The sequence below is a fragment of the Acinetobacter sp. WCHA55 genome (genome assembly GCF_002165305.2).
Classification (GTDB): domain Bacteria; phylum Pseudomonadota; class Gammaproteobacteria; order Pseudomonadales; family Moraxellaceae; genus Acinetobacter.
The window spans coordinates 802,891-829,042 of record NZ_CP032286.1; the positions used below are offsets into that span (position 1 = coordinate 802,891).

Sequence of the window (26,152 nt, forward strand, 5' to 3'; positions counted from 1 at the left end):
GCGAAAAAGCCTCTAGTGATTTAGGGGCTTTTTCATATCTTAACTCAAACTGAGTTCTTCATCATGATGGATATTTCACAACATTAAGCTCCAATAAATATACAAATCTTCTTATATTCTCAATTATTAGCCATAAAATTTGATTTAAGATAGCTCATCTAACAAATTGCGACTGCGCAAATTATAAAAGGTGAGATTATGAAAATGCTTCGTAAGACTTTATGTGCAATGACAGTGGGTGTCGTAACACTTGGACCTGTTATGAGCAGTACAGTATTTGCAGCTCCGGTTGCAGCTTCGGAGCAACAAGCGACGACGAGTTTAGTGAAACAGTTAAGTGGTATTCAAAGTATCAGTTCTAACTTTGAGCAAACCACCAAAGTCACAAATTCATCTAAAGCGCCGAAGAAACAAGGTTTATCTGCTCAGCATATGAATCAGACCTTTAAAGGGGTGATGAAAGTTGAGCGTCCAGGGAAATTCTATTGGGAAACTACAAGCCCTGCGAAACAAACCATTGTGACTTCGGGCAAAACGGTTTGGATTTATGATCCAGACTTACAGCAAGCTGTTCGTCAGACTTTAGATGAACAGGTGGCGAATACACCTGCACTCTTATTGTCAGGGAATACGGAACAGATTCGTAAGTCATACCGTATTACGCAACCAAATCAGAGCAAAACCTACTATACCTTGTACCCAAAAAGCGATGATGGTGCGTTTCAAAGTTTAACGATCAGTTTTGGTGCGAAAAATGCGCCAACGCTAATGATCTTAGAAGATTCTTTGGGACAAACCACCTATGTGCGTTTTAATAACACCAAGGTAAATACCAATATTCCAGCTTCGACCTTTAATTTTACTCCGCCTAAAGGTACAGACATTATTGACCAGTAAAATGAATCTGTTGTTTAAAACCACCTTCGGGTGGTTTTTTATTGGGTCACTTTTGGTTACATAACGTGGTGGGAAGTTATGGCTGTGCTTTGTATAGTCTGAGCTATTGAATACGTAACTGCGGGTAAATCATGATATTACTTCATAACAATAAAATTGGATCTGTTTTCGCAATGATGTTGTGTGTTGGATTGCTCAGCGCATGCCAGCCACAAAATGACAGTAATGTTGAAAAAAAGGATGAGACAGCTAAACCAGCTCAAGTCACACAGACCTTGCCACTGATTGAGGCGAAAGTTAGACCCTTACAATTGGCGCGTTCTATTGCGTGTGATGAGGAAGGGTGTACTAAATATCAGTTGTATAGTTTGGAAACCAATGTGCCATGGATCAATCAATATTTTGATGAGCGGATGAAAAAAGCCAATCCTGTGGCGTTTGAAAGTTCGAAGCAGGCAAAGTTGCAGATTGATGAAAACATGCTCAGTGAAACTTTATCTGATGTTCGTTATGTAGCGCAACGTGGTAAATATGCTGATTTTGTTTTGATGTATTATCACTACCCTGCGCGTGCCGCACATGGCATGTATCATAACGAATATATCACCTTGGATTTGGCAACGAAAAAACGTGTTGCACTGAGTGACATCGTGGTAGACAAGACGGAGTCTCAGTTATTAGATGCATTGTATAGTGCCAATAGTATGTGGCTGTCCGATCATAATATTTCACGTGAGCAATTAAAGCTGACAGACAATTATTATATGAGTGCTAAGGGTATTGTCTTTGTTTATCCCTTATATGAATTAGCCTCTTATGCAGAAGGGATGTCTGAATTGGTTTTACCGTATCAACAAGCCAGCGGCTTAATTAAGTCGGAATATTTACCAAGTTTTGTCGATTATGCCGCTGAGCGAGAAAAAGCGGGTAAAGAAAAGCCATGAAAATTGCTGTAATAAGCCACAGCTAGTGATCGCGTGACTGTATTTTTCGGCCTGAAGCGCTTACACTATAGCCAGTTTTTTTCTTTGCAAAAGATTGGCTATGATCGACCCGAAATTACTCAGAAATAATATTGAGGCTGTAAATTTAGCCTTAGCAAAACGTGGTGTACAACTGAATGTTGAAGAATGGGCATCACTAGAAGCTCGCCGTAAAGAGATTCAATCCAAAACTGAATCTCTTCAGGCAGAACGTAATTCGGGTGCAAAACAAGTTGGCCAAATTAAGAAAGCTGGTGGCGATGCATCTGAAATTATGGCGCGCATGTCAGCGATTGGTGATGAAATAAAAGCGGCAGAAGTCGCTTTGTCTGAATTACAAGCTGAACTTGAAGCTAAATCACTTAGCATTCCAAACTTGCCAGACGAGTCTGTTCCAGAAGGAAAAGACGAAAGCGATAACGTGGAAATCCTCACATGGGGTACGCCGCGTACGTTTGACTTCGAAATTAAAGATCACACTGACTTAGGTGAGTGGATGGGCGGTCTTGAGTTTGAAACAGCGACCAAATTGACAGGTTCTCGTTTCAGTGTGCTTAAAGGGCCACTTGCGCGTCTACAACGTGCAATTACCCAGTTTATGTTGAATACGCATACCTTAGAAAATGGTTATACCGAAGCGTATGTGCCGTATTTAGTCAATGCTGACTCACTCCGTGGGACAGGCCAATTGCCTAAATTTGAAGAAGATTTGTTCAAATTACAAGGTGAAAAAGAGTATTACCTCATTCCAACTGCGGAAGTGCCTGTAACTAACTTCGTGCGTGATGAAATCATTGATGCAGATCGTTTACCACTGAAATACGCAGCACATACCCCATGTTTCCGTAGTGAAGCGGGTTCGTATGGGCGTGATACACGTGGTTTGATTCGTCAGCACCAATTCGACAAAGTAGAAATGGTGCAAATTGTTAAACCTGAAGACTCAATGCAAGCGCTTGAAGAGCTTACAAGTCATGCTGAAGGGATTTTGAAAGCACTAGGTTTGCCGTACCGTAAGATTATTCTTTGTGGTGGTGATATGGGCTTTGGTGCAACTAAAACTTACGATCTTGAAGTTTGGGTGCCAAGCCAAAATACGTATCGCGAAATTTCTTCATGTTCAAACATGGGTGACTTCCAAGCGCGTCGTATGAAAGCACGCTATCGTGCAGACCAAAAGAAAACTGAGTTTGTACATACGCTGAATGGTTCAGGTTTGGCTGTGGGTCGTACTTTACTTGCGGTCATGGAAAACTACCAACGTGCTGATGGTTCGATTGAAATTCCGACCGTGCTTCGTCCATATATGGGCGGTGCTGAGTACATTGACTAATAAAGTCGATGTACTGCAAAGTTTTGTGCACAATAATTGCTTTAAGACAGTCAGATAAAACTCATTGAGGTCGTGTGTGGATATTTTTCCAATCTCTTTAAAGTTGCAGCAGCAACCTTGTCTGATTGTCGGTGGTGGGCATATTGCTTACCGTAAGGCAGTGTTGTTACATAAAGCAGGGGCGGTGATTCATATCATTGCTCCTGATATTGATGCAAATTTATTGCAACTGGTTGAAGAAAGCCAAGGGCAATATATCCAAGCGCTATATCCTGCGCAGATTCAACTCAATGACTATCGTTTAGTGATTGCTGCAACAGATGATTATGCGGTGAATACTCAAGTCTTTGAGGACTGTGAAGCGCTAAAAATACTGGTCAACAGTGTTGATGATCCACCGCATTGTCGTTTTATGGTTCCAGCCATTGTCGATCGTTCCCCTTTGGTGATTTCAGTTGCCAGCAATGGGACATCTCCTGTTTTATCTCGCCAAATTCGTACCCAGCTTGAAACCAGTATTCCACATGGGATGGGCAAGTTGGCTGAGTTTTCAGGAAAATGGCGTGCTGCGGTGAAAGCGAAAATTTCCAGTCCTGATGAGCGCCGTGTTTTTTGGGAAGACTTATATGCAAGTCCGCTGAAAGAACAGGTTTTTCATGACAACCTTGCTGAAGCAGATCGTTTAATCGAACAAGCGTTGTCAGAGTGGAAAACACCAAAAGGTGAGGTGTATTTGGTCGGTGCAGGTCCTGGTGATCCTGAGCTACTGACCCTCAAGGCTTTGCGTTTGATGCAACAAGCTGATGTAGTGATTTATGATCGTTTGGTTTCCCCTGCGATTATGGAACTTTGCCGCCGTGATGCAACCAAGATTTATGTGGGTAAAGCGCGATCTAACCATGCTGTGCCACAAGAAGGTATCAATGCCTTGTTGGTGGAATATGCTTCGAAAGGTCAGCGTGTTTGTCGTTTAAAAGGTGGTGATCCATTTATTTTTGGGCGTGGTGGCGAAGAAATTCAAGAACTTTTTGCCTCGGGTGTACCATTTCAAGTGGTTCCAGGGATTACCGCAGCTTCAGGCTGTTCCGCTTATGCAGGCATTCCACTTACCCATCGTGATTATGCACAAAGCGTACGTTTCCTTACGGGGCACTTAAAAGAGGGTTCACCTGAATTACCGTGGGATGAGTTGGTTTATCAAAATCAAACACTTGTATTGTACATGGGCTTGGTTGGTTTAGAAAAAATTTGTGAAAAACTGATTGCGCATGGTCAACGCCCAGACATGCCAGTTGCGTTGATCTCGAAAGGAACAACGCCTGAGCAAAAAGTCGTAGTAGGTACTTTGGCCGATATTGCATCTAAAGTTGAAGAGCATCATATTCAAGCACCTACATTGACCATCATTGGCGATGTAGTGAGTTTGCGTGAACAATTACAATGGCAAGATTAACTTTTGCCAAATTGAAAAAGTAGAGAAAAGCTGTGATCCATGTTGTTTTATACGAGCCCGAAATTCCTGCAAACACAGGCAATATCATTCGTTTATGTGCCAATACTGGAGCGCAGCTACATTTGGTTAAGCCTCTCGGCTTTGAGCTGGATGATAAAAAACTAAAACGCGCAGGTTTGGACTACCATGAGTGGGCACGCATGCAAATTTGGGAAACATTCGATGAGTGTTTAGCAGATTTAGCAAAAAAAGGGGTTGATATCAACGCGATTTATCCTTTAACCACTAAAGGAACGGAAACACCACATACTTCGGATTTGAATCGACCCGTGGCTTTACTCATGGGGCCTGAGACGCGTGGTTTGCCTGAACAGGTTCGTATGTTATTTCCAAAAGAGCATTGGATTCGTCTACCTATGGCTGAAAACTCGCGCAGTTTGAACTTATCCAATGCGACAGCTGTAATTGTTTATGAAGCATGGCGTCAGCAGGGTTTTAAGCCTTTAGCCTAATCAAATTGCTGTGACAGAGCCTGCTTAAGCAGGCTCTGTTTTTTCTAGCTTTTGATCGAATCCCGCTCTGGATTTTAAAACTTTAAGCATATTAGCTTCGACCCAATCTTTCATTTGATAGGCATTTTGAGCAAAGTCTTTGCCAATCTCAGTTAAGGCATACTCCACTCGTATCACGTTATCTTCATGAATGGTTCGTGTCAGAAAACCATCGCGCTCTAATATCTTCAATTTTTGCGAAAGCACTTTAGGTGAAATACCTAAAACGTTTTTCTTGAGCTCATTAAAGTGCTGCGATTCTTGATCCAACGTATATACAATCAATAAAATCCACTTGTCTGCAAATTTTTCAAAAAAAAGACGAGCAGGGCAGTCTGGGTGAAAAATATTAAATTTCATGGGTTTATTCATCTGTAAATATGTTCCTTTTACGTTCTATCTTCATCTGAAACAGTGAATTTGACCAGTTACCAAGTGGTAACTAATTGATACTAGATTTCATAAGTGTATCATGAATACAGACTCAATGCAGCGCTGTTTTTAGACGACGCTTTCGCAAAATACGGGCTAATTGGATGGATCATAGGATGAATGTTTCAGAAGCGGTTGTTTTTATTACGGGTGCGAATCGTGGCTTGGGGCTTGCCATCGCTCGAGAGGCTCGCCGTCAGGGTGCTAAAAAAATTTATGTGGGTATGCGTCAGACCCGCAACTTTCATGAAGAGGGGCTTATTCCGATCCAAGTGGATGTGAATAATGAAGCGTCTATTCAGCAGGCTGCCGAACAATGTGCAGATACCACGATTCTTGTGAATAATGCAGGCATTGCCCTTTTGAATGAGCATCCTGTCGATGCAAATATCATTACAACCACGCAAAAGATTTTGGAAACTAATTTATTGGGCTTGATGAGAGTAACCCAGATTTTTGCTCCAATTTTGCAAAAGAGCCAACAGGCTTATGTGGTCAACATTCTCTCAGATGTGTCATGGGAGCCTAGTACATCTTTAGTGAGTTATGCTATTTCCAAAGCAGCAGCATGGTCATATACCAACTCAAGTCGCCAGTGGTTGTCTCAATTTAACATTCAGGTGATGGGCGTACATGTGGGTTTTATTGACACCGATTTGACTCGTTCATTACCTATTCCGAAGATTGAACCGGAAACAGTGGCTCAAGAAATTTTTCAAGGCATCGAGCAAAATGCTTATGAGGTCTTGGTTGGAGAAAAGACTCAACAGCTTAAACAAGGTTTAAGTGCTGAAGTGGCAAGTTATGTGAAACTTAAGCCTGATCAGGCAAGTGTTTAAAATATTACATATGATTTATTTTTAATGGTTTACATGGTGCGATGTCACATTTGATTGGCCCATGCAAATGATGTGATTTAAAAGAGGAAACTAAAATGTCGAAAATTTCTGTTGTTTATTTTTCAGGTTATGGTCATACCAAAGTGATTGCTCAAACGTTTGCGCAAGAAATTGGTGCAAATCTGGTAGAGATTGATCTAAATGGAGACATTCAGGAGCAAGATTGGCTGATATTGGATCAATCTGATGCAATTGTATTTGGCGCACCGACCTATATGGGCACTGCACCGTGGCAGTTTAAAAAGTTTGCTGATGCATCTTCAAAGAAATGGTTTACCCGCGCATGGCAAGATAAGATTTTTGGTGGATTTACCAATAGTGCAAGCCTCAATGGGGATAAGCAAGTGACCTTAATCCAATTGCAAACACTTGCGTCGCAGCATGGCGGTATTTGGGTGAGCTTGGGTTTATTGCCAGCCAACAGCAAAGCTGCAACCCGTCAAGATGTGAATAACTTGGGTGGTTCTGTCGGCTTATTGGTGCAAACACCTTCGGATGCAAGTGTGGATGAGATCCCAGCAGGGGATTTAGAGACTGCAAAAGTTTATGCACAACGCATTGCCAAAATTACTCAACAATTTAAGGGTTAGTTTTTTAGCTATATTCTCAAAAAGAAAAAGACGCACTTGGCGTCTTTTTCTTTTTGAATGAGAGATTATGGGTGATCATCAAATTCATTATGTTGTGGTGCTGGTTGCTTAAAGCCTTTGGTTTTATAACCTAAGTATAAAATACCAAACATTGCCCACCACAAACCGAATTTCAATGCAGTTTCTTCAATCTCTAACCACATGGCAAAGATACTGAGGAATCCACACATTGGAATGACGACAAAGCTCAAGATATCTTTAATATTCTTTGTGCGACCATCACGCAGAGCATAACGCGAAATAACGGATAAGTTTACAAAGGTAAATGCCGTTAAAGCCCCGAAACTAATCATCGAAATGACGATGTCCAAGTCCATGAAGCCCGCGGTTAATGCTACAGCACCTACAATTAAAATATTATAAGATGGTGTGAAGCTTTTCGGACTAATATGACCAAAAATCTTCTTGTTAATCACACCATCACGGCCCATTACATACATTAAACGTGAAACGCCTGCATGTGCTGAAATACCCGATGCCATAACGGTTACAATCGCGAAGTACAGCACCACCGTTTTAAATGCAACGCCACCAACGGCTTGTAAAATGTCAGGCTGTGTTGCAGCAACATCCTCAAAGTACGTCTTAGGATCGTTCGGGAAGTAAATCTGCATGAAGTAGGTGCTGATAATAAATATCACACCAGCCAAAAGTGCTGTTAAGAAAATCGCTTTAGGTAGAGTTTTCTCGGTATCTTTTGTTTCTTCTGCAAGTGAGCTAAGTGAGTCGAAACCAGTGAATGAGAAGCACAGTAAAGTCGCACCAGTAATTAGGGGACCCAGTGTAGTAAGTTCATTCCAAAATGGCTCTAAGCTCCATAACTGATATTTCGCATTGACCAAAGTACCATCAGCATTGACGCCACTTGCAAGTAAGCTGTAAACCATCCAGGTAAAGTATGCGATAACTGCTAACTGTACCAAAACAATTAAGCCATTAAAGTTTGCAACGAAGCGTGCACCGCGTAAGTTGACCGCCGTCATAAATGCAGTTAAGCCTACTACCCAAACCCAATGGTTTACATCAGGAAATAAGGCTTCTAGGTAAATCACAGCAAGAATGATGTTGACCATTGGAGACAATAAATAGTCTAACCATGATGACCAACCCACCATAAATCCAACATTGGGATGGATGGATTTTTGTGCATAAGTATAGGCTGAACCCGAGGAAGGGTAGCGACGAATCATGTGACCATAACTGATCGACGTGAATAAGATTGCAACTAAAGCAATGATATATGACGTCGGTACATGATAATGACTTTCTTCTGATACTAAACCGAAAGTATCAAATAATGTCATTGGTTGAATATAAGCTAAACCAATAATAATGATGTGCCAGAGACCTAGCGTTTTTTGCAGTTTAGCTGCCGATTGAGTCCCAGAAATATTAGTCAACGGCGTTATCCTCTTAATCGTTGATCAAGGATCAGTCATATTTAATAAGGATCGTTTGAGACGAACGATCCCCCCTGTGTTTAATTTCAAAAGTGCGCCAATCTACATTAATTTGGCTGCTTTTGTCAGTAACTTTTTCAGATTTTTTAGCAGTTTTTATGCCAATAGGTATAAGGAAAGCATTATTCCTTATGGCAAATAAAAGCCCGATGTTTAAAAAAGCATCAGGCTAAAATTGTCGCTATATTGGCTGATTTTATGCTAATTACCAAGCTTTTTCTAAAATTGCTTTTAAATCTTTTAAGCTGGCTTCTTTCGGGTTGTAAATAATTGAACCATCGTTGAGGGCTTTTTCTGCCACTTCATCGAGTTGTTCTAACGTCACTTTTCCTGTTTCACTCAACGTGCGCGGTAATTTGGTTAATGTGAATAAGCGATCACGCATTGTGAGTAATGTACTAATGGCTTTGTCTGCACGTAAGTGAGCAGGAGTCTGCGCATAAATATCTGGCCCTGCAAGCGGTAACAAGAGATCTGCAATCTTGTCTCCATTTACTTCCTTATTAAATTCAAGCACATAAGGTAGGAATAGGTTCATGCATAGTCCATGCGGCAAGTGGGCAACTGCACCCAAGGCATGTCCAAGTGAGTGTACAAGGCCCACCATTGAATTTGAAAATGCAATACCTGCCATGGTCGAGGCTTGAGCCAATTCTAAGCGCCCGTTAGCATCGCTTGGATTATCCAGCACATTGAACAAATGATTGCTTACTTTCTTAATTGCAGCCGTAGCATAGGCATCAGAAATTGGATTATGTGCCATGCAAGTATAGGCTTCGACAGCATGGGTCATGGCATCCATTGCGGTCATCGCAGTTAAGTGTGGTGGCAAGGTTTGGGTCATGCGTGGATCAAGAATCGCAGCATGTGGCATTAAATAGTATGATGCAAATGGTAGTTTGACATTTTTCTCTGGATCAGACACCACCGCAACCATGGTAACTTCAGAACCTGTGCCTGACGTGGTTGGAATCACAAAAAAGGGTTTAAGTGGCTTAGGTAGGTTGTGTGCACCAGAGTATTTGAGTAAGTCATCGCCACCTTCAGACACCAAAATATTGGTGGCTTTAGAGGTATCAATCACCGAACCCCCACCGACAGCAATAATCGCATCACACTGGTGTTCACGGTATAAATTAGCCGCTTTACGCACCGTCTCTAAGCTTGAATCAGGCGGAACATCATCAAAAATTGCGCCAATCACTGCATCGGTAGATTCAAAAGCGGCTTCAATCGGTGCAAGTAAATTGTTGGCACGTACGCCTTTGTCAGTGATGATTAAAGGTCGGGTTGCCCCTAATGTTGCAAGTTCAAACGGAATGTGTTCCAAAGCAGCATGACCAGCGATCACTTTTACAGGACAAAAAAATTCGTAATAAGGCTTCGCCATGTTATGCACTCCGTTTTAAATATGATTGGGCTACTTTGAGGTAAATATTTGCAGCGCCTGTGAGTTTTTCTTTTAAGCTCAGTTCTGTTGGGTATTCTTTGACTGCAAGTTCTGCAACCATTTTTGGCAAAATCAAGGATTCCATTTTATTTAGACAGCGGACGAGGCGAATTGCATAAGAAATATCGCCATCTGCGATCATACGATCATGTGCAAATGCTTGTGCTGTACTTTCTTGAAATGAAAATACTAAAAAAGCATGACTTAAATGTTTAAATGTAATCGTTAAATCTGCTTTTAGACTGCCAGGTGTCAGCAGTTCAAGTTGATGGTCTTTGGTCACTTTGGCTAAAAAAGCAGGACCATTTGGAAAAACATTCATAGATAGAGTGAAATTTGCTGGAAATTTTGCAACCTCTTGCTGAATTTCACTATCGACTTGGCTGGCCATGACCAATCCTCGGCCAATCACATCCATCATAAGTTTGACATAGGTTAATTGCAGAGCGGGTTTCACTGAATTGAGGTTAATCACTCGCTGTCCTTTCTAAAAATAATTATTAGTTTAGAGTAAATACTCTAATTTATTTTTCCATGAAAAGCAAAGCCTTTATACATGCTGTACTTGAACATCTTTAAAGTAACCGCTGTGCTTTAAAGTTTCAATAATATCGGCACATAAGTTTTCAAAACACGGGTAGTCGGTTTTGAGGTCTGAGATACGCACCATTTCCAAACCTGCATAACCACATGGATTGATGGTCTGAAAGCCGAACAAATCGCAGTCAATATTTAAGGATAAACCGTGATAACTACGACCTTTGCGTATTTTAAAACCTAGTGAGCCAATTTTACGTCCATCAACGTAGACGCCAGGTGCATCAGCTTTGGCATAGGCTTCAATCTCATATTTTTTGAGTAACTCAATCATTAGGTTTTCAGCATAAGACACCAAGGTACGGACGTTCCAGCCAAGACGGTTGAGGTCAAACATAAAATAGGCAACCAACTGACCGGGACCATGCCATGTCACTTGACCACCACGGTCGGATTGAACAACAGGAATGTTGCTACTCATGAGGATGTGTTCAGGTTTTCCAGCTTGGCCTTGTGTGAGTACGTCGTGATGTTGCAGTATCCAAAGTTCATCAGGCGTATCCACATCACGTTGTTCAGTCAATGTCTTCATTTCTACAAAGCGGTCAGCATAGGGAGTTAGGCAATCAAACTGACGAATAATGAGTTGTGGTTTGAGAACGACATCTGACACGGCACTTGCGTCCTTATAAAACAAAAAAGTATGCGTGAAATTATAAAGAAAAGATCTAGAGTGTAGGGAGATTTCTTCAGTGAATAAGCTGAAATCAAGAAATCAAGAAATCAAGAAATCAAAAATTTAGGCACAAAAAAACACGCTCGTAAGCGTGTCTCATTGATACATCATTTGAATTACAGTGCCGTTTTAATTAACGGACAAGCAGCAAGGTCTGCATATAACTGATGCACTTGTTCTAACTCTTCAAAACGCAATTGTGCAGTCAAAGAGTGATATTTACCTGTACGTGATGGCTGAGTTTGAACCGATTCAGCATCAAACTCTGGAAAATGTTTTACTAAAATTTCAACTACAGCAACACGTAAGTCATCGCCAGCAAGGCCAATGAGTTTAATTGGGTAGTCCATAGGAAATACCCAAAGATGCTCTTGTAATTCACGAGATGGTGTGCGGTCTAACATAGTCATGAGCGTCAGTCCCCCCTTTATTTCAAACGCCTGCGAAAGTGCAGGCGTTAGGTGTTGCGCTTAAAGACATAATGGAGACAAATGATAAAATTTCAAGTCTCCATCGCGTCCATATAAATTAGTCGTTTTCCAAGAATGAACGTAAGTGTTCTGAGCGAGAAGGGTGGCGAAGCTTACGTAATGCTTTCGCTTCAATCTGACGGATACGCTCACGCGTTACATCAAACTGTTTACCTACTTCTTCTAAAGTATGGTCAGTTGGCATGTCGATACCAAAACGCATTTTTAGAACTTTCGCTTCACGCTCAGTCAAGTTTTCAAGCACTTCACGTGTCGCTTCTTTTAAGCCTTCAGACGTTGCAGCATCGACAGGTGAAGTGATGTTGCTGTCTTCAATGAAGTCACCCAAATGCGAATCTTCATCATCGCCAATCGGTGTTTCCATCGAAATTGGTTCTTTGGCAATTTTCAGCACTTTACGCACTTTAACTTCGTCCATTTCCAGACGTTCACCCAATTCCTCAGGCGTAGGCTCACGGCCCATTTCTTGTAGAAGTTGGCGTGATACACGGTTGATCTTGTTAATGGTTTCGATCATGTGTACTGGAATACGAATGGTACGCGCTTGGTCGGCAATCGAACGAGTAATGGCCTGACGAATCCACCACGTTGCATAAGTCGAGAACTTATAACCACGACGGTATTCAAACTTGTCTACCGCTTTCATCAAACCGATGTTACCTTCTTGAATCAAGTCCAAGAATTGTAAGCCACGGTTGGTATATTTTTTCGCAATCGAAATTACCAAACGTAAGTTCGCTTCTACCATTTCTTTTTTCGCGCGGCGTGCTTTTGCTTCGCCTACAGCCATACGTTTTGAAATGTCTTTGATGCCTTTAACATCAAGGCCCAAATCTTTTTCAATGTCTGCAATTTTTTGTTGGAACGCTAAAACGTCAGGGCGTACTTTTTCAAGATAGCCTTTTTGATCTGGTGACGCTTTCGCAATTTGTTCATCCAACCAAGCAAAGTTTGATTCTTGGCCTGGGAAAGAGGTGCGGAATTGCGTGCGATCCATACGACCACGGCGAACTGCATAGCGCATTACTTCACGTTCAGAGGTACGAATTTGTTCATGTGTACCACGAATCATTTCTGAAATGATGTCAAATAAACGAGGTGTAAATTTGAACATCATAAAGACAGTTGCTAGTGCTTCTAATGCATCTTCAGCTGGTTTGCTTGAACGACCGTGCTTTTCGATTACCGCTTGGGTATTTTTCCAAGCGGCTGCCAATTCGTCAAAACGAACTTTTGCAATTTCAGGATCTGGGCCAGACTCGCCTTCAGAATCATCATCACCTTCAGACTCTTCTTCTTCCTCGTCATCATCCAATTTCACATCTTTGGTTGATTTGCTCGAAGATTCTTCTTCGTCATCAATTTCAGACTCTTCTTCGAGGACTTCTGGAATGTCTTCATCGGTTTCAGGGTCTAAATAACCTGAAAGGATGTCTGCAAGGCGACGTTCGCCTGCTTCATAATCTTTGTATTCTTGTAATACCACTTCAACCGCATTTGGCCAGTAAGCAATCGAGTGAAGAACGTCACGAATCCCTTCTTCAATACGTTTTGCAATACTGATTTCGCCTTCGCGCGTTAACAGTTCAACAGTACCCATTTCACGCATATACATACGGACGGGGTCAGTGGTACGACCAGGCTCATTTTCTACAGAAGCAAGAACAGCAGCGGCTTCTTCTTCAGCAACTTCATCGGCAGCTTCATTACCACCTTCAAACATTGCATCATCAGATTCAGGCGCACGTTCGTGCACAGGAATACCGACGTCTTGAAGCATTTGAATAATGTCTTCAATCTGTTCGCTTTCAGTGATCGAGTCTGGGAGATGATCGTTAACCTCAGCGTAAGTTAAGTAACCTTGCTCTTTGCCTCGGCTAATCAGAGCCGCTACTTGTGAAGTAGGGGAAGTCATATCGCTCATCTTTGCTTACTCTTCGTTGAATCTGTGGCAGTGGAAAACTGTGCATCTGGGCACAATTCGCTTCATAAACTTATTTGTAAATAACTGCGTATTCCATCAGGGATAGTCAGCAAAAAGCTGCCTGATAAAATATTAAAAATATAAATTCAGTGATTTAGATGGGGGTGAATTTGTTGTTTTCAAGTTCATCCCTAGCGTGCTCAAGTTCAAAACCCAAATTTGAAATCTGAAAGATTTGGATTTTATGTGACCATTTAAAGTCGTAAACTACAAAGACGCAGGGTGGATTATATCATGCCATAAAAAATGGTTAGAAATAAAGACTAAAAATCAAATTAATTGCGCTAAATGCAAATAAAACTTGACAAGGTTCTGGAACCCATATAAATAGCGCCTAAGACCCTTCACATTTTTTCACTATGAGGTAGTTTTAGTGTCTTCTACAGATTTTGAACTAGATGATAACTACGCTGATGATGATGTTAATTTTGATGAGTCATCAAGTAAAATTAGTGCGAAAGAATCATTAGAAAAACGTCGCCTGATTGATGACCTTCTTGCACAGCGCCGTTTGGAACGTGAGCTAAAAGATTTTGATTACGACATCGACGATGACGACGATTTTGACGACAAAGAAGACTAAAATCAGATGTAGCATCGTGTCTGAAAATGCTATGCTAATGCCCTAATCAGTTTCTGAATTTGGATTTGAAATGAGTGCTTTAGATTTAGACTTATTGAGTGAATATCTAGATGGTGACCAAAATGAGTATGGTCTAGATTTTGCAGCGACTCATGGTTTTTTGTGTGCAATTGCAGTTGGCCCTACTTTTGCAAAATGGTTGGATGAACTTTTTGATAATAATCAAAAGAAAGTGCCTGCCGAGATCATCGTGCAAGTGAAAGCTTGGCTTGAGTCTATTCGTCAAAACCTTGCCAATGAAGAGGGAATTGAGTTTCCTTTTGAAATTGAAGAGGCAGATGTTGAGTCAAGTTTAGGGGATTGGAGCGTTGGTTTTGTCGATGCAATGTTCCTCAATGAAGATGCATGGTTCACGCCGGAGTTTGAAGAGCAACTGGTCGATCTTACTTTACCTATTATGGTGTTTAGTGGGATTGATGAAGAAGACCCACAGATGGAAACTTTCCGTCGTAATGGTCAGTTAATGGATGAGCTTGCAGAAGAAATTCCAGAGAACTTAAACGAACTTTATCTCATGTATCATACACCAGCATAATTGTTCTTGTATCGTGGCATCAGCGACGCAGGCATTAGTAAGCAAATAAAAAGCGTCCCTAGAGGACGTTTTTTATTATGTTGTCCACTGTGACAGTGTCACTATCGCTGCTGAAAAACTTTTTGTCACTACAAGTGCTGTCAGCAAACAGTTAAAAAATTTGGAAGAGGCACTGGGAATCGTTGATTTATTCGTGACGGCAAAAAGTTACAGCTGAAGAGAAATGGTCGAACGCTGCTTGATTGTTGTGAGCAGGTATTTCCCCAGATTGATCAGTGCCTCGTACAAATGACAAGAGAAAAGAAGAATCAGAAGAAGAGCTTAATCTTATCCTGTGAGCCAACCATTGCCATGAAATGGCTGATTCCGCGCTTTGTTCAATTTAAGCTACGTTATCCTGAGATTAATATCAGTTTGTTAACGGGTGGCGGAGAAGCACATTTTAAAGTGCAAAACATCGACTTAGCTTTAAGACGTAATGATTTTGAGTGTGTCAAGGTTATTTATAGGGAAGAAATGGCAGATGAACAGATGGTTTATGTATCACGTCACAAGCATTTAGCCCCGATGTCTCAGTTGTTTATTTCCAGTTCGCGACCTAAAATTGGGACACAATTTAAGGATGCATATAAAGCGCAGTTTACGCATTTAAAAAAAAAGTAAGGTTGGAACATTTCTATTTGTGTATCGAGGCATGTTTAGCGGGTTTAGGTGCGACATTGATTTCAGCCTATATGGTTGAAAAGAGCTCGATTTTCAAATGTTAGTCATGTTTATTCCGATTGTGCAAGATGGCTCCGTATTATTTGCTTTTCGCATCTCCTTTTGAGGATGATCCGCATAAAGTCATTTTTAAAGATTGGTTGATTGAAGAAATGAGAGTCGGCCAAACAAAGTTAAGGGTACTTTCCGCTCAAACCACTAATCACGTGAGGCATGCGATGGTTATGGTTGACGTATAAAAATACCTCAAGTGAGGTTTTTTTTTAGGACAATTTTTTTAAACAGTAGTCTGCATACCAACCATAGGCAATATGAAAAATAGCGCCATGAATCGCGACCATACACAGCATAACGACAGCGGTAAGTCCAATGCCAGCATTATCGACGGATTTCATAATGGCTTCAGCATTGGGATTTATCAGCACTAAAAACAGCACAAAGAAACTACCAACGATAATTGCGACAGCACTTGAACCCCAAACCAGTTGAATTTTTTCATGATTGTTTGGAACACGATGTTCTATTTTTACGAAGTGTCTGACACTAATCAGTGAACAAGCCACTAAGGTCGGAATTAAGGTTAAACCGCCAAGGTTTAAACCAAAGATTAGTACCGTGATTAATAGCACTAAAGCAATGCTATATACCGCCGCAAAATGCAGTAAATAGTGTTTCATGTATTTCCCCAAAATAAATTAGCCGCGTGTTTTACGCAAATGCCTGCGATATAAAAACCAAAGGATAATCACAGCGACAATGGCAATAATGACATAACCGACTTTGCTAAAAATTTGATGCATCAGTGCTTGGTTTTCACCAAAGTAATAACCGACTGTTGCTAAAAATGTTGTCCAGATAATTGTACCGAGTCCACTATAAAACATGAACTTCCAAAAGGGCATACGGCTCATCCCCGCAGGGATGCTAATCAGTGAACGCACTGCAGGAATCATACGACCAAAAAATACAATACGGTGACCATACTGCTCAAACCAATCTAAGGATTTTTTCACATCGGTGGATTTGATAAACAGATATTTACCATAGCGGTCGACCCATCTGAAAATGTACTCTTGTTTAAATTGATAACCGATCCAATACAGCACTGCTGCGGCAAAGAGTGAACCAATACATCCTGCAATAATGACCCCAACTAATACCAACTCACCTTGAGATGCAGCATAACCTGCCGAAGGCATAATAATTTCAGAAGGAATAGGCGGAAAAACATTATCAAGAAACATCAGTAAGGCTATTCCCCAATAACCCAGTTGTTCCATGACGGAGATGATCCATGCAGTCAGGTTCATATAGCCCATAAAAATAAATGCGATAAGTTATCTTAAGGACTTATCGCATGTGGGTAAAGAATTGAAATGTATTGTTTTCTATTCATCAAAACGGGTGTGGGTCAGGGTGTGGATGTAGACTTTACGTAAGCTATAGGCCAACGCAATCGGGATTAAACTAAGCAACATATAATTTAAGAGATTTGAGCTTAAATGGTAACCAATGCCGAGCGCGATACTTGAACCAATCAACATGCCTAAAACTACGATAAATAAATGTGTGCGTTGCTCAAGTTTGGCTTTGACTTGGTTGAAGCTAGTATTGTGATATTGCTCGATCCTGTTTGCTGCGGCATTGCGAATCAGTGTGCGATGGCGTGGCATGATTATTTTATGCATGGCAATTATCCTATTTTCGTCGTTTAGGCATGTCATTTTTATTGTTATGTGGAGACCTTTAATACTTCATTTTAGCTTATTATTTATACAGTATGACTCAGATTGATCTTAATTTTGTGACAAAATTGTTAAATATTTTTAAAAAACGCTAACTGGATAAAAGAATAAGCCCTCATTTGAGGGCTTATTCTTGACTGAAATAATCTGAATGATTTTTAAAGGCGTTTACGTTTAGCTGCAGCAATCTGTGACTGGCGCATACGGAAGCCTTCTTTTTGTTTTTCTGTGGTTTTATCAATACAGTATTTACATGATACACCGTGTTCATAACTGGTTTCTTCAGCTTCTACTGGAAGAAGTGGCCAACCACAAGCATGGCATTTAATGTTTAAACCTTCTTCGACACCATGAGTGACAGCTGTACGACCATCAAATACGAAACATTCACCTTCCCACATGCTTTCCTCAGCAGGGGTTTCTTCTAAGTACTTTAAGATTCCACCTTTAAGGTGGTAAACCTCGTTGAACCCTTCTTGAAGAAGTAATGATGTAGATTTTTCACAGCGGATACCGCCTGTACAGAACATCGCAATTTTTTTATCTTTGTGCTGTTCTAAGTTTTGTTTTACATAATCAGGGAATTCGCGGAAGGTTTCCGTTTTCGGGTCAATGGCACCTTTGAACGTTCCTGCTTTGTATTCATAGTCATTACGGGTATCGACCAAAATGACATCGTCGCGTGCAATCAGTTCATTCCATTCTTTCGGATCAAGGTAGTGACCGACTAAATCGCGTGGTTTAACTTCTACACCTAAAGTGACGATTTCTTTTTTAAGTTTGATTTTCATCTTACGAAATGGTTTGTCTGCACTGTCAGACTCTTTGTATTCCATATCGTTGAAACCTTCATTTAGAAGGAACTGATGAATAGTGTTAATCGAAGCGCGATCACCAGCAACAGTACCGTTAATACCTTCGCCAGCAACAATCAGAGTACCACATAGGTTGATGGTTTTTACCAAGTCTAAAAGACGTTGTTGCAGATCAGCAGGATCTTGAACTTCTTTGAATTGATAAAGTGCGGCAACAACCCAACCAGTCGTCGCTTGCTGTTCTACAGGTGCAAGCTGTTCTACAGTAGCGTTCATGGAGTACTCCAATGTATTTTGATAGATAATTTTAAGGCCCACATTTTACATGGAATTGAATCAAGATGCGAGATAAGTAAACATTTTAAATGGCTTCTCAAGTTGTAGGTGAGCGTGTATATTCAGTTGCCGAAGACAAAATCCGTTTTGTTTTAGTGCGTTTATTAACAGGAGTATGTTTTGAGTACAGATCGTCGAATTGCCTCTTTGACCCCATGCGCAGGGCGTTGTTCAACGGTATTTGGTGATTCTGTGTGTCGTGGTTGTCGTCGTTTTAATCATGAAGTGATTCAGTGGAATACCTACACTTCGGAGCAGCATCGTTCAGTTTGGCAACGCTTAGATGCACAACTAGATCAAATTTTGGTGCCGATGTTGCCTTTTGCAGATGTGCAGCAAGTCGAAGCTTTTGTTTTATCCAAACGCGTTCGTTTACGTCCCGATGCATCAAAAGGGCGGAAGCTTTATCATGCGTTAAAAGTATGTGAAAAAAATAAGAACTTTACTGAAGAAAGTGGTTTAGGTATTCAAGCGCAGCAAGTGAAACCGATTTGGCAAGAGTTTGAACGCCGTGTTCTTGCACTTGCGACAGCCAGTTATGATTTGGCTTTTTTGCGTGCTGATGCAATTCGACAACATCTCATCCATATGGAAGAGGACGAATAAGTCCTCTTGGTTTGAATAAAAAGAATACTCCGCATACATAAGCTATTTGCGAGAGTGACTAGGGGAAAGTTTTTTGATGGTGAATGTATTTGAGCTGGTGTTGTACTGTACGGCTGTGGTGGTCATGATTGCAACACCTGGCCCAGTGATGTTGTTGGTTGCCAGTGCAGGTCTAAAAGGTGGATATAAACAAGCCTTAAAAACCATTTTTGGGACGAATTTAGCCTCTTTAGTTCTCATAGTACTGTCTGTACTCATCTTAAAAGGCTTTTTAAACATTGCAGAGCATTGGCTAAATGCCATTAAAGTTTTAGGCTGCGTATATATTGGCTATCTTGGCTTTCAAATTTTAAAAGAAGCAATTGCACAAGAAACAGAAACATCGCCTGTGCAACTAAAGGCAGTGCAGGGTGGCTTTAAGCAAGGTTTCTTGGTGGGTATTTCAAATCCGAAAGATATTATTTTCTTTGCTTCATTTTTCCCACAGTTCATCGGGGTAACCAGTGATGTTGATGTCAGCCTTGTACTATTGACCATTCTCTGGATTATTTTAGACTTCAGCACCTTGTCTTTGGTTTATTTGGGTTTTAATAAACTCTCGCAGTCCGCTTTGTACAATAAGTTATTAGGTGTTTGTGGCGCGATATTGGTCAGCATTGCGCTCTATGGTATTTATACTGTCTTTGCTTGATGTCGATGGTACTGCATAAAAAGCCTCCAATAGGGAGGCTTTGTATTGGGAGCTTAAGAATTAGACTCCGCGTTTAATGCGATACTGCACCAATTCTTCAATGGTGATCACGGTCAACTGATGCGTTTGCGCATATGCCAACACTTGAATGCCAGAGGCCATAGTTCCATCGGCATTGGTCAGTTCACACAAGACACCTGCTGGCTTCAAGCCTGCTAAACGTGCTAAATCAATTGTCCCTTCGGTATGACCACGACGGGTGAGCACACCGCCTTGGCGTGCACGAAGTGGGAATACATGACCGGGGCGGTTTAAGTCGCTGGCAATAGCCCCATCCTTAATCGCGGCTTTGACTGTGGTAGTGCGGTCTTGTGCAGACACACCAGTAGTCACGCCAGTTGCAGCTTCAATGGTTACAGTGAATGCTGTTTTAAACTGACTCGAGTTATCTGACACCATAGGCACAAGCTTTAAGTGATCGGCCAATTCATCAGTCAGACATAAACAGACAATGCCAGAACCATCACGAATCATACGTGCCATTGTTTCGACGGTGAGAGTTTCGGCAGCCACAATGAGGTCGGCTTCGTTTTCACGGTCAAAGTCATCCATCACCAAAACAGGTTTACCTTGGCGGATATCTTCTAAAGCTTGTTGGATACGTTGTTCAGCTGGAGAAAGGGCTGAAAAGAAAATTTCGGGTTGAGTCAAACTAGACATTGAAACGCTCGCGTAAAATTAAAGTACGGTTGAACATTTCAGGACTTTGAAAAATTGGCGTAGCAATAAATCCTCGCAGGTTTGCACCTGAGATTCTATTGGTCACGTCGTCTTCTTTCATCCGGACTATACCGTCGGCTTTGGAATTGAACCAAATCTGCGAGCCAAACAGATGATTTCTGCTTGGCTAGCTCGTGGGCTGATTCAGTCTGAGTCATTCAACTGAACTTACCACCGGTGGGGAATTGCACCCCGCCCTGAAGCGATGTAGGCCCATTATAGTGCTAAATATTTAGAAAAACAGGGGGAGTTTTAGAATGATCAGTTTTATACATAGAACAATTTTTGCTATAGGGTTGTTTATGTTATTGGTTTGCTAAAGACCAACACTCTCTGTGTATGATTTCACTTAGTATGAGTTTAATGTTTAAAAATGAATACTTGCAAAGAACCATAAACATGAATAAGACGTTTTTTACAGATTGAATGATTTGAAATGATCAAGATAAAAAATAAGAGAGGGGGTAGGATTGATTAAAATTCAACAATACGATTATCCTTGGAATGCTGAGTCCTTCATCAAGCATCTTCAAGTTTTTGGTTTTACACTCATTGCGGTCAGTATGTTGTATTTGGTTGCTGCCAATTGGTTTATGTTGCCAAAGAATATTCAACTGGCTATTCCCCAGATATTATTATTCCTCAGTGCGGTTTGCAGTTTGTGCTTAACAAAACATGATTTTCTAGTGCAGTGTTTACATAGTATATGTGGTTTGATGATTGGTTTAAGTCTGGCTGTGATTGGTCAAATTTATCAAACGGGTGCTGACAGCTATTTATTATTTCTACTTTGGTCTGTGCTGCTTTTACCGTGGTTATATCGTCCGAATATCGGGGTATTTTTCCTTTTATGTATTACCAGTCAATTGGCGCTGTTTCTGTTTTTTATACAAACTTTTTGGGGAGATCAATATCCAGATCTTTTCTTAATCAGTATTCATGTATTTGCACTGATTCAATTCTATTTCTGCAATAAATATTATTCGAAACTCCGTTATTTATTCTTGCTGTGGTTTGCCATTCTCTCGGTTTGGCATATGGCGATGTATCTCTATGCGGATAAAAATATTCTTTATTTCATCGTGTCTTTTCTCTTGTTGGGCATTTCACTGGCTTACTATTATCAAAATAAAGACCAGTTGTGTAGTGCACTTTCAGCCGTTGGCTTGGGCATTAGCTTTACCTTGGTCATTGTGAAAGCGGTGACGGAGTGGTTTGGTCAGAATGAAATTTTTGAATTATTTTTTATCGCACTGATTATTTTTACGTGGTTTGCTTTCATCACTTATCTTTTAATTAAATTTATTCCACATAGTCGCTTCAATGCTATACCACTTGCGGTAGGAGCTTGGATTGCGGGCATCGTTTTTGCCACGTTGATGCTGACCTTTTGGGGGAATTTCTCTTTAATTATGGGTATTGTCTTTGTAGCTTTGGCGGCTTATTTGTTGAAAGCTAAACAAAGTTTGTTTTTAAGACAATTTGCTTATTGTCTCTGGGTTGCAGGACAAATTGCGGTGATTTTTCACACCGTTGATTTGATGAATCAAATTATACCTATTCTATTTTTACAATTGGTGATGCTTGCACTCGCCTATTTTATGCGTACACATTGGTTCTTTGTTTTTGTTCAAATTTTGGGTTTATATGCAGCAGGTGTGGCGTGTATTTGGGATATTAATGCACATCTCAGTTGGCATAATTTTGTTGAGAATTTTGTCTATTTAGCACTTTGGAATTATGTTTTTTATATGGCAATTCTGGCCATAAAATTCATACAGCCAACTGAATATCAACGTAGTGTATTGCTTGCGACACTAGGGATTATTCTATTTTCCATGGGCTTTTATACTTTATTTGGAAAATATGAATTAGCGAAGATTGAGCACATTCCGATATTGGCTTTTGGCTTGCCGATTTTATGGTTTGTACTTTTTGTCTTTTTGCATATTCAAAAGCAGTTTCATTTATTTGCGCACTTCATTTTGGTTGCTTTCGCAGCAGGACTGATTTTTTATGGCTATTTCGATATTTTTATTTGTTTGGCCATCATTTCATGGGCATTAAAAACACAAGATAAAGTGATCTATGGATTTGCACTGGCAACTTTCGCTGTAATTTTAGGGTTTTTATATTATTCCCTCGATGTGACCTTTCTGATTAAAAGTTTAAGCATGTTTTTGTCAGGGCTGATGTTGCTCCTACTGACATTGAGCTTGACTATATTTAAGCAAAAAGAGGAGTTTGGGGTATGAAAAAAATGATTCCTCTTGTTTTGGCACTACTTAGCATCGCGGTATTTTTAGGCTTAATCTTTAAAAATGAATGGCACATAAACCATAGTCAAAGCATATATGTGCGTTTGCAACCTGTAGACCCGCGTTCGATTATTCAGGGTGATTATATGGCACTAAATTATCAACTTTATTTTGCGCCACAGAATTCAAACCCAGAAAGTAACAACCAAGCCAACATCAATCAGCAAGATCAGATTTTTTCAGGTCATTATTTTGATGAAGTGATTAACAACAAGTCTTCAGTGCTGACTTATGTTGAACTCGATGCACATAGGCGCGTGATCCATAGCTATTTTGAGTCGCCTAAAAATGTTCGGACAGCTCGACTGATTTTACAAAACCCGAATAATCGCTATGACGGGCTTTATCCTGCGTCGAGAAGTTTTTTATTTGCAGAAGGTTTAGCCGATTGTTATCAGCAGGCAGAATATGCTGAGTTTAAAGTCGATGAGCAGGGCAATGCGATACTCATGGCATTGAAGGGTGATCAGCTACAAGATTTAGGCTGTGAGCGTAAACGGGATTGGTTGAGCGGATTTCGTTCTGCTTCAATTTGATACAATGGTATGATTTTGCTGATAAAAAAATCCGCACGCAGCGGATTTTTTTAAATCAATTGGGTTTAAGCCACTTGTACTGGAATACAGTTTGCCATGTGACTTACAGTGTTATCTGGATTTGCATAAACCAAGCGTGGTTTATGTGCATTTGCTTCAGCTTCTGTAAAATCACCAAATGTAGCAATAATCATTAAATCGCCTACATCGGCTTGATGTGCTGCACCACCATTGACTGAAATGATGCCAGAACCTTCTTCGCCACGAATTGCATAGGTGCTGAAACGCTTACCATTCGTCACGTTCCACATGTGAATTTCTTCATATTCGCGGATACCGGCTAAATCTAATAAAAGACCATCGATTGCACATGAACCTTCATAATGAAGTTCAGCTTGAGTAACAACACAACGGTGGATTTTTGCTTTTAATAAACGAGATAGCATGGCTAGCGTCTCCTGAGTGGACCTAAGATCGTTATCTTATGGTTAAATCAAACTGAACTTGCTGGATAAGCAATCAGGCAAGCGCATTTTGCCTTTAAAATGACAGTATGGCAAGCAGGATGGTTCAACATTTTTTTGACTTATCAGTTTGGTTTGTAAGCATTGATTTGATTCATGGCAGGCTGAATCTCACCATTCACCAGCATTTTAGTGCGAGCCAATGCGTGATGGATTGCGTCATCCATTAAATTTTGTTCATTGCTTGGTGCTTTGCTTAAGACATGTCCTGAAACACGTTCTTTTGAACCGGGGTGACCAATACCAATGCGTAAGCGATGGAAGTTTGGACCGATATGAGGGACTATGTCACGTAAACCATTATGACCACCATGACCACCACCTGTTTTTAGGCGAATAACACCAGGGTTCATATCCAGTTCATCGTGAGCAATCAGTATTGCTTCTGGAGCAATATTGTAGAATTTTGCGAAGGGAACAACACTTTTACCAACAAGGTTCATAAATGTTGTGGGTAATAACAGACGGACGTCTTGACCTTCGATATTACCACGCCCACTCATTCCATTGAATTTTGGGTCTTTTTTTAGCGTAATGCCATATTGTTCTGCAAGGCGTTCAACAAACCAAAAGCCTGCATTATGGCGGGTTTGGGCATACTCAGAACCTGGGTTGCCCAAACCAACAATCAGTGAAATATTTGACACTAATTACACCAATAACACTTATGCGCGAACGAAGTCAGCGTGCATAGGCGTGTTTTTAGCTGGGTGACGTTGTAACGCTTTGATTTTAACGCTTTCAACTTTGTCGCCAACTTTGATTTCAACAACTTCTTCGAAGAAAGCATTGCTTTCTAAAGCTTTAACAAGCTCACGAAGTTCTAAAGTAACAGCTACAGGTTCAGCAGCACCACCGTAGATGATAGCTGGAACTTGAGCAGCATGACGAAGGCGGCGGCTCGCACCTTTCCCTTGGTTAGCTGCTTCACGCGCTTGAGCGTTTAATACGAAGTTTGCCATGATAGACATCCTTAATTTAAGTTTTAAATAAACTAGATCTGCGACCGACCTAGTGAGACAAAGCCCTGCACTGGGCAGGGCTTTTTAAAATTCAGCGCTATATTATAGATAAGAATCAAACATTGCGCTAATAGATTCTTCGTTGTTAATACGACGAATTGTTTCAGCAACCATACTCGCAACTGAAACTTGGCGAATCTTACCAAGAGCTTGAGCTTCTTCAGAAAGAGGAATGGTGTCCGTAACAACCAATTCATCAATCACAGAGTTTTTCAAGTTTTCGATAGCTTTACCTGATAAAACAGGGTGAGTTGCATAAGCAACTACTTTGCGCGCACCAAATGTTTTCAATGCATCAGCAGCTTTACATAGTGTACCTGCAGTATCCACCATATCATCTACGATGACACAGTCACGGCCTTTAACATCACCAATCAAGTGCATGACTTGTGATTCGTTGGCCTTTTGACGACGTTTGTCGATGATAGCAAGGTCAATATCGCCCATTTGTTTAGCAACAGCACGGGCACGAACGACACCACCAACGTCAGGAGAAACCACCATGAGGTTATCATGTGATTGTTGACGAAGGTCAGCTAAAAGCGCTGGTGTACCGTAGATGTTGTCTACAGGGATATCGAAGAAACCTTGGATTTGGTCAGCGTGAAGGTCGATCATTACTACACGGTCAATTCCTACAGTTGTCAACATATCTGCGACAACTTTTGCAGTAATTGGAACACGTGATGAACGAGGACGACGGTCTTGACGTGCGTAACCGAAATAAGGAATCACTGCGGTAATACGACCAGCACTTGCACGACGCAAAGCATCAGCCATAACGAGGATTTCCATCAGGTTATCATTCGTTGGGGCGCAAGTAGGTTGTACGATAAATACGTCTTTACCACGAACATTTTCAGTAATTTCGACAGCAATTTCACCGTCAGAAAATTGACCAATAGATGCAGCACCTAAAGGGATGTGCAAGTGGCTTACGACTTTTTGGGCGAATTGTGGATGTGCAGATCCACTAAAAACGACAAGATTGGGCATGAAGCACCCTTGGCGGTTGGCAATTT

At 40.8% G+C, this 26,152-nt stretch carries 30 protein-coding genes, 1 pseudogene and 1 riboswitch; of the genes and pseudogenes, 14 read left to right on the top strand and 17 right to left on the bottom strand.

Going from position 1 to position 26,152, the window contains the following annotated elements; all coding sequences use genetic code 11:
• Positions 1 to 198: 198 nt before the first annotated feature.
• The 5 genes from lolA (at position 199) to CDG62_RS06650 (ending at position 5,178) form a co-directional block, all read left to right on the top strand.
• A complete protein-coding gene (gene lolA / locus CDG62_RS06630; RefSeq protein WP_010327331.1) occupies positions 199 to 897 on the top strand; it encodes an outer membrane lipoprotein chaperone LolA in 699 nt (232 codons plus the stop codon).
• Between the two features lie 131 nt (positions 898 to 1,028).
• Positions 1,029 to 1,841 (top strand): RsiV family protein, encoded by an 813-nt coding sequence (locus CDG62_RS06635; protein ID WP_213070687.1) that lies wholly within the window; start codon positions 1,029 to 1,031, stop codon positions 1,839 to 1,841.
• 100 nt (positions 1,842 to 1,941) lie between these two features.
• Positions 1,942 to 3,213 (top strand): serine--tRNA ligase, encoded by a 1,272-nt coding sequence (gene serS, locus CDG62_RS06640; protein WP_087526368.1) that lies wholly within the window; start codon positions 1,942 to 1,944, stop codon positions 3,211 to 3,213.
• Positions 3,214 to 3,289: 76 nt separating this feature from the next.
• A complete protein-coding gene (gene cysG, locus CDG62_RS06645; protein WP_087526367.1) occupies positions 3,290 to 4,666 on the top strand; it encodes a siroheme synthase CysG in 1,377 nt (458 codons plus the stop codon).
• A 32-nt stretch (positions 4,667 to 4,698) separates the two neighbouring features.
• Positions 4,699 to 5,178, top strand: a complete 480-nt coding sequence (locus CDG62_RS06650; RefSeq protein ID WP_087526366.1) for a tRNA (cytidine(34)-2'-O)-methyltransferase — start codon at positions 4,699 to 4,701, stop codon at positions 5,176 to 5,178.
• A gap of 24 nt (positions 5,179 to 5,202) precedes the next feature.
• Here CDG62_RS06650 and CDG62_RS06655 read toward each other — a convergent pair whose 3' ends face one another.
• Positions 5,203 to 5,589: a winged helix-turn-helix transcriptional regulator gene (locus CDG62_RS06655; protein ID WP_004695464.1), complete on the bottom strand. Its 387-nt coding sequence runs from the start codon at positions 5,587 to 5,589 to the stop codon at positions 5,203 to 5,205.
• A 176-nt stretch (positions 5,590 to 5,765) separates the two neighbouring features.
• Between CDG62_RS06655 and CDG62_RS06660 the strand changes: the two genes are divergently transcribed.
• Together CDG62_RS06660 and CDG62_RS06665 are read left to right on the top strand one after the other, a co-directional pair.
• Entirely contained in the window at positions 5,766 to 6,488 is a 723-nt protein-coding gene (locus tag CDG62_RS06660) for an SDR family NAD(P)-dependent oxidoreductase (RefSeq protein ID WP_228254427.1), read from the top strand.
• Positions 6,489 to 6,583: 95 nt separating this feature from the next.
• Positions 6,584 to 7,138: a flavodoxin family protein gene (locus CDG62_RS06665; RefSeq protein ID WP_087526364.1), complete on the top strand. Its 555-nt coding sequence runs from the start codon at positions 6,584 to 6,586 to the stop codon at positions 7,136 to 7,138.
• A 65-nt stretch (positions 7,139 to 7,203) separates the two neighbouring features.
• Here CDG62_RS06665 and CDG62_RS06670 read toward each other — a convergent pair whose 3' ends face one another.
• From CDG62_RS06670 to rpoD, 6 genes are all read right to left on the bottom strand, one after another.
• Positions 7,204 to 8,598, bottom strand: coding sequence for an APC family permease (locus CDG62_RS06670; RefSeq protein ID WP_087526363.1), 1,395 nt, complete (start codon positions 8,596 to 8,598; stop codon positions 7,204 to 7,206).
• A gap of 265 nt (positions 8,599 to 8,863) precedes the next feature.
• Complete coding sequence (locus tag CDG62_RS06675; RefSeq protein WP_087526362.1) at positions 8,864 to 10,048, bottom strand: iron-containing alcohol dehydrogenase; 1,185 nt, start codon at positions 10,046 to 10,048, stop codon at positions 8,864 to 8,866.
• A 1-nt stretch (position 10,049) separates the two neighbouring features.
• Positions 10,050 to 10,529, bottom strand: coding sequence for a hypothetical protein (locus CDG62_RS06680; RefSeq protein ID WP_416232141.1), 480 nt, complete (start codon positions 10,527 to 10,529; stop codon positions 10,050 to 10,052).
• Positions 10,530 to 10,658: 129 nt separating this feature from the next.
• On the bottom strand, positions 10,659 to 11,318 hold the full coding sequence (gene lipB, locus CDG62_RS06685) for a lipoyl(octanoyl) transferase LipB (RefSeq protein ID WP_087526360.1): 660 nt from the start codon (positions 11,316 to 11,318) through the stop codon (positions 10,659 to 10,661).
• A 179-nt stretch (positions 11,319 to 11,497) separates the two neighbouring features.
• On the bottom strand, positions 11,498 to 11,785 hold the full coding sequence (locus CDG62_RS06690) for a YbeD family protein (RefSeq protein ID WP_086208112.1): 288 nt from the start codon (positions 11,783 to 11,785) through the stop codon (positions 11,498 to 11,500).
• Between the two features lie 124 nt (positions 11,786 to 11,909).
• A complete protein-coding gene (gene rpoD, locus CDG62_RS06695) occupies positions 11,910 to 13,796 on the bottom strand; it encodes an RNA polymerase sigma factor RpoD (protein WP_086208111.1) in 1,887 nt (628 codons plus the stop codon).
• A 433-nt stretch (positions 13,797 to 14,229) separates the two neighbouring features.
• Between rpoD and CDG62_RS06700 the strand changes: the two genes are divergently transcribed.
• The 3 genes and pseudogenes from CDG62_RS06700 to CDG62_RS06710 form a co-directional block, all read left to right on the top strand.
• Positions 14,230 to 14,439 carry a PA3496 family putative envelope integrity protein gene (locus CDG62_RS06700; RefSeq protein ID WP_087526359.1) on the top strand — a complete coding sequence of 70 codons (210 nt, stop codon included), beginning with the start codon at positions 14,230 to 14,232 and terminating at the stop codon, positions 14,437 to 14,439.
• Positions 14,440 to 14,509: 70 nt separating this feature from the next.
• A complete protein-coding gene (locus tag CDG62_RS06705) occupies positions 14,510 to 15,034 on the top strand; it encodes a YecA family protein (protein ID WP_087526358.1) in 525 nt (174 codons plus the stop codon).
• Between the two features lie 70 nt (positions 15,035 to 15,104).
• A pseudogene (locus CDG62_RS06710) lies at positions 15,105 to 15,996 on the top strand (LysR family transcriptional regulator); the annotation flags it as partial.
• 24 nt (positions 15,997 to 16,020) lie between these two features.
• On the opposite strand, the gene CDG62_RS06715 reads toward CDG62_RS06710, so the two are convergent.
• From CDG62_RS06715 to CDG62_RS06730, 4 genes are all read right to left on the bottom strand, one after another.
• Positions 16,021 to 16,434 (bottom strand): ABZJ_00895 family protein, encoded by a 414-nt coding sequence (locus tag CDG62_RS06715; protein WP_087526357.1) that lies wholly within the window; start codon positions 16,432 to 16,434, stop codon positions 16,021 to 16,023.
• Between the two features lie 18 nt (positions 16,435 to 16,452).
• Positions 16,453 to 17,067: a DedA family protein gene (locus CDG62_RS06720; RefSeq protein ID WP_087526407.1), complete on the bottom strand. Its 615-nt coding sequence runs from the start codon at positions 17,065 to 17,067 to the stop codon at positions 16,453 to 16,455.
• 78 nt (positions 17,068 to 17,145) lie between these two features.
• Positions 17,146 to 17,445 carry a hypothetical protein gene (locus CDG62_RS06725; protein WP_087526356.1) on the bottom strand — a complete coding sequence of 100 codons (300 nt, stop codon included), beginning with the start codon at positions 17,443 to 17,445 and terminating at the stop codon, positions 17,146 to 17,148.
• 215 nt (positions 17,446 to 17,660) lie between these two features.
• A complete protein-coding gene (locus CDG62_RS06730; protein WP_087526355.1) occupies positions 17,661 to 18,593 on the bottom strand; it encodes a rhodanese-related sulfurtransferase in 933 nt (310 codons plus the stop codon).
• A gap of 180 nt (positions 18,594 to 18,773) precedes the next feature.
• Here CDG62_RS06730 and CDG62_RS06735 point away from each other — a divergent pair, with 180 nt between their 5' ends.
• On the top strand, positions 18,774 to 19,259 hold the full coding sequence (locus tag CDG62_RS06735; RefSeq protein WP_078389134.1) for a DUF1289 domain-containing protein: 486 nt from the start codon (positions 18,774 to 18,776) through the stop codon (positions 19,257 to 19,259).
• Positions 19,260 to 19,335: 76 nt separating this feature from the next.
• Positions 19,336 to 19,950, top strand: coding sequence for a LysE family translocator (locus tag CDG62_RS06740; protein ID WP_087526354.1), 615 nt, complete (start codon positions 19,336 to 19,338; stop codon positions 19,948 to 19,950).
• 60 nt (positions 19,951 to 20,010) lie between these two features.
• On the opposite strand, the gene ribB is transcribed toward CDG62_RS06740, so the two are convergent.
• Entirely contained in the window at positions 20,011 to 20,670 is a 660-nt protein-coding gene (ribB, locus tag CDG62_RS06745; protein ID WP_087526353.1) for a 3,4-dihydroxy-2-butanone-4-phosphate synthase, read from the bottom strand.
• Positions 20,663 to 20,791 (bottom strand): hypothetical protein, encoded by a 129-nt coding sequence (locus CDG62_RS19735; protein WP_265936532.1) that lies wholly within the window; start codon positions 20,789 to 20,791, stop codon positions 20,663 to 20,665. The genes ribB and CDG62_RS19735 overlap by 8 nt, the downstream gene beginning before the upstream one ends.
• Positions 20,776 to 20,938, bottom strand: a riboswitch (FMN riboswitch). (Overlaps the previous gene by 16 nt.)
• Positions 20,939 to 21,200: 262 nt before the next feature.
• Here CDG62_RS19735 and CDG62_RS06750 point away from each other — a divergent pair.
• Complete coding sequence (locus tag CDG62_RS06750) at positions 21,201 to 22,985, top strand: DUF2157 domain-containing protein (RefSeq protein ID WP_087526352.1); 1,785 nt, start codon at positions 21,201 to 21,203, stop codon at positions 22,983 to 22,985.
• On the top strand, positions 22,982 to 23,584 hold the full coding sequence (locus tag CDG62_RS06755) for a GDYXXLXY domain-containing protein (protein ID WP_087526351.1): 603 nt from the start codon (positions 22,982 to 22,984) through the stop codon (positions 23,582 to 23,584). Before CDG62_RS06750 ends, CDG62_RS06755 begins: the two co-directional genes overlap by 4 nt.
• A gap of 65 nt (positions 23,585 to 23,649) precedes the next feature.
• On the opposite strand, the gene panD is transcribed toward CDG62_RS06755, so the two are convergent.
• The 4 genes from panD to CDG62_RS06775 all read right to left on the bottom strand — a co-directional run bounded on the left by panD (position 23,650) and on the right by CDG62_RS06775 (position 26,126).
• On the bottom strand, positions 23,650 to 24,030 hold the full coding sequence (gene panD, locus CDG62_RS06760; RefSeq protein WP_004695506.1) for an aspartate 1-decarboxylase: 381 nt from the start codon (positions 24,028 to 24,030) through the stop codon (positions 23,650 to 23,652).
• A gap of 143 nt (positions 24,031 to 24,173) precedes the next feature.
• A complete protein-coding gene (gene pth / locus CDG62_RS06765) occupies positions 24,174 to 24,755 on the bottom strand; it encodes an aminoacyl-tRNA hydrolase (protein ID WP_004695508.1) in 582 nt (193 codons plus the stop codon).
• An 18-nt stretch (positions 24,756 to 24,773) separates the two neighbouring features.
• Entirely contained in the window at positions 24,774 to 25,070 is a 297-nt protein-coding gene (gene rplY / locus CDG62_RS06770; RefSeq protein WP_058870099.1) for a 50S ribosomal protein L25, read from the bottom strand.
• Between the two features lie 102 nt (positions 25,071 to 25,172).
• Complete coding sequence (locus CDG62_RS06775; protein WP_004695513.1) at positions 25,173 to 26,126, bottom strand: ribose-phosphate pyrophosphokinase; 954 nt, start codon at positions 26,124 to 26,126, stop codon at positions 25,173 to 25,175.
• Between the last annotated feature and the right edge of the window lie 26 nt (positions 26,127 to 26,152).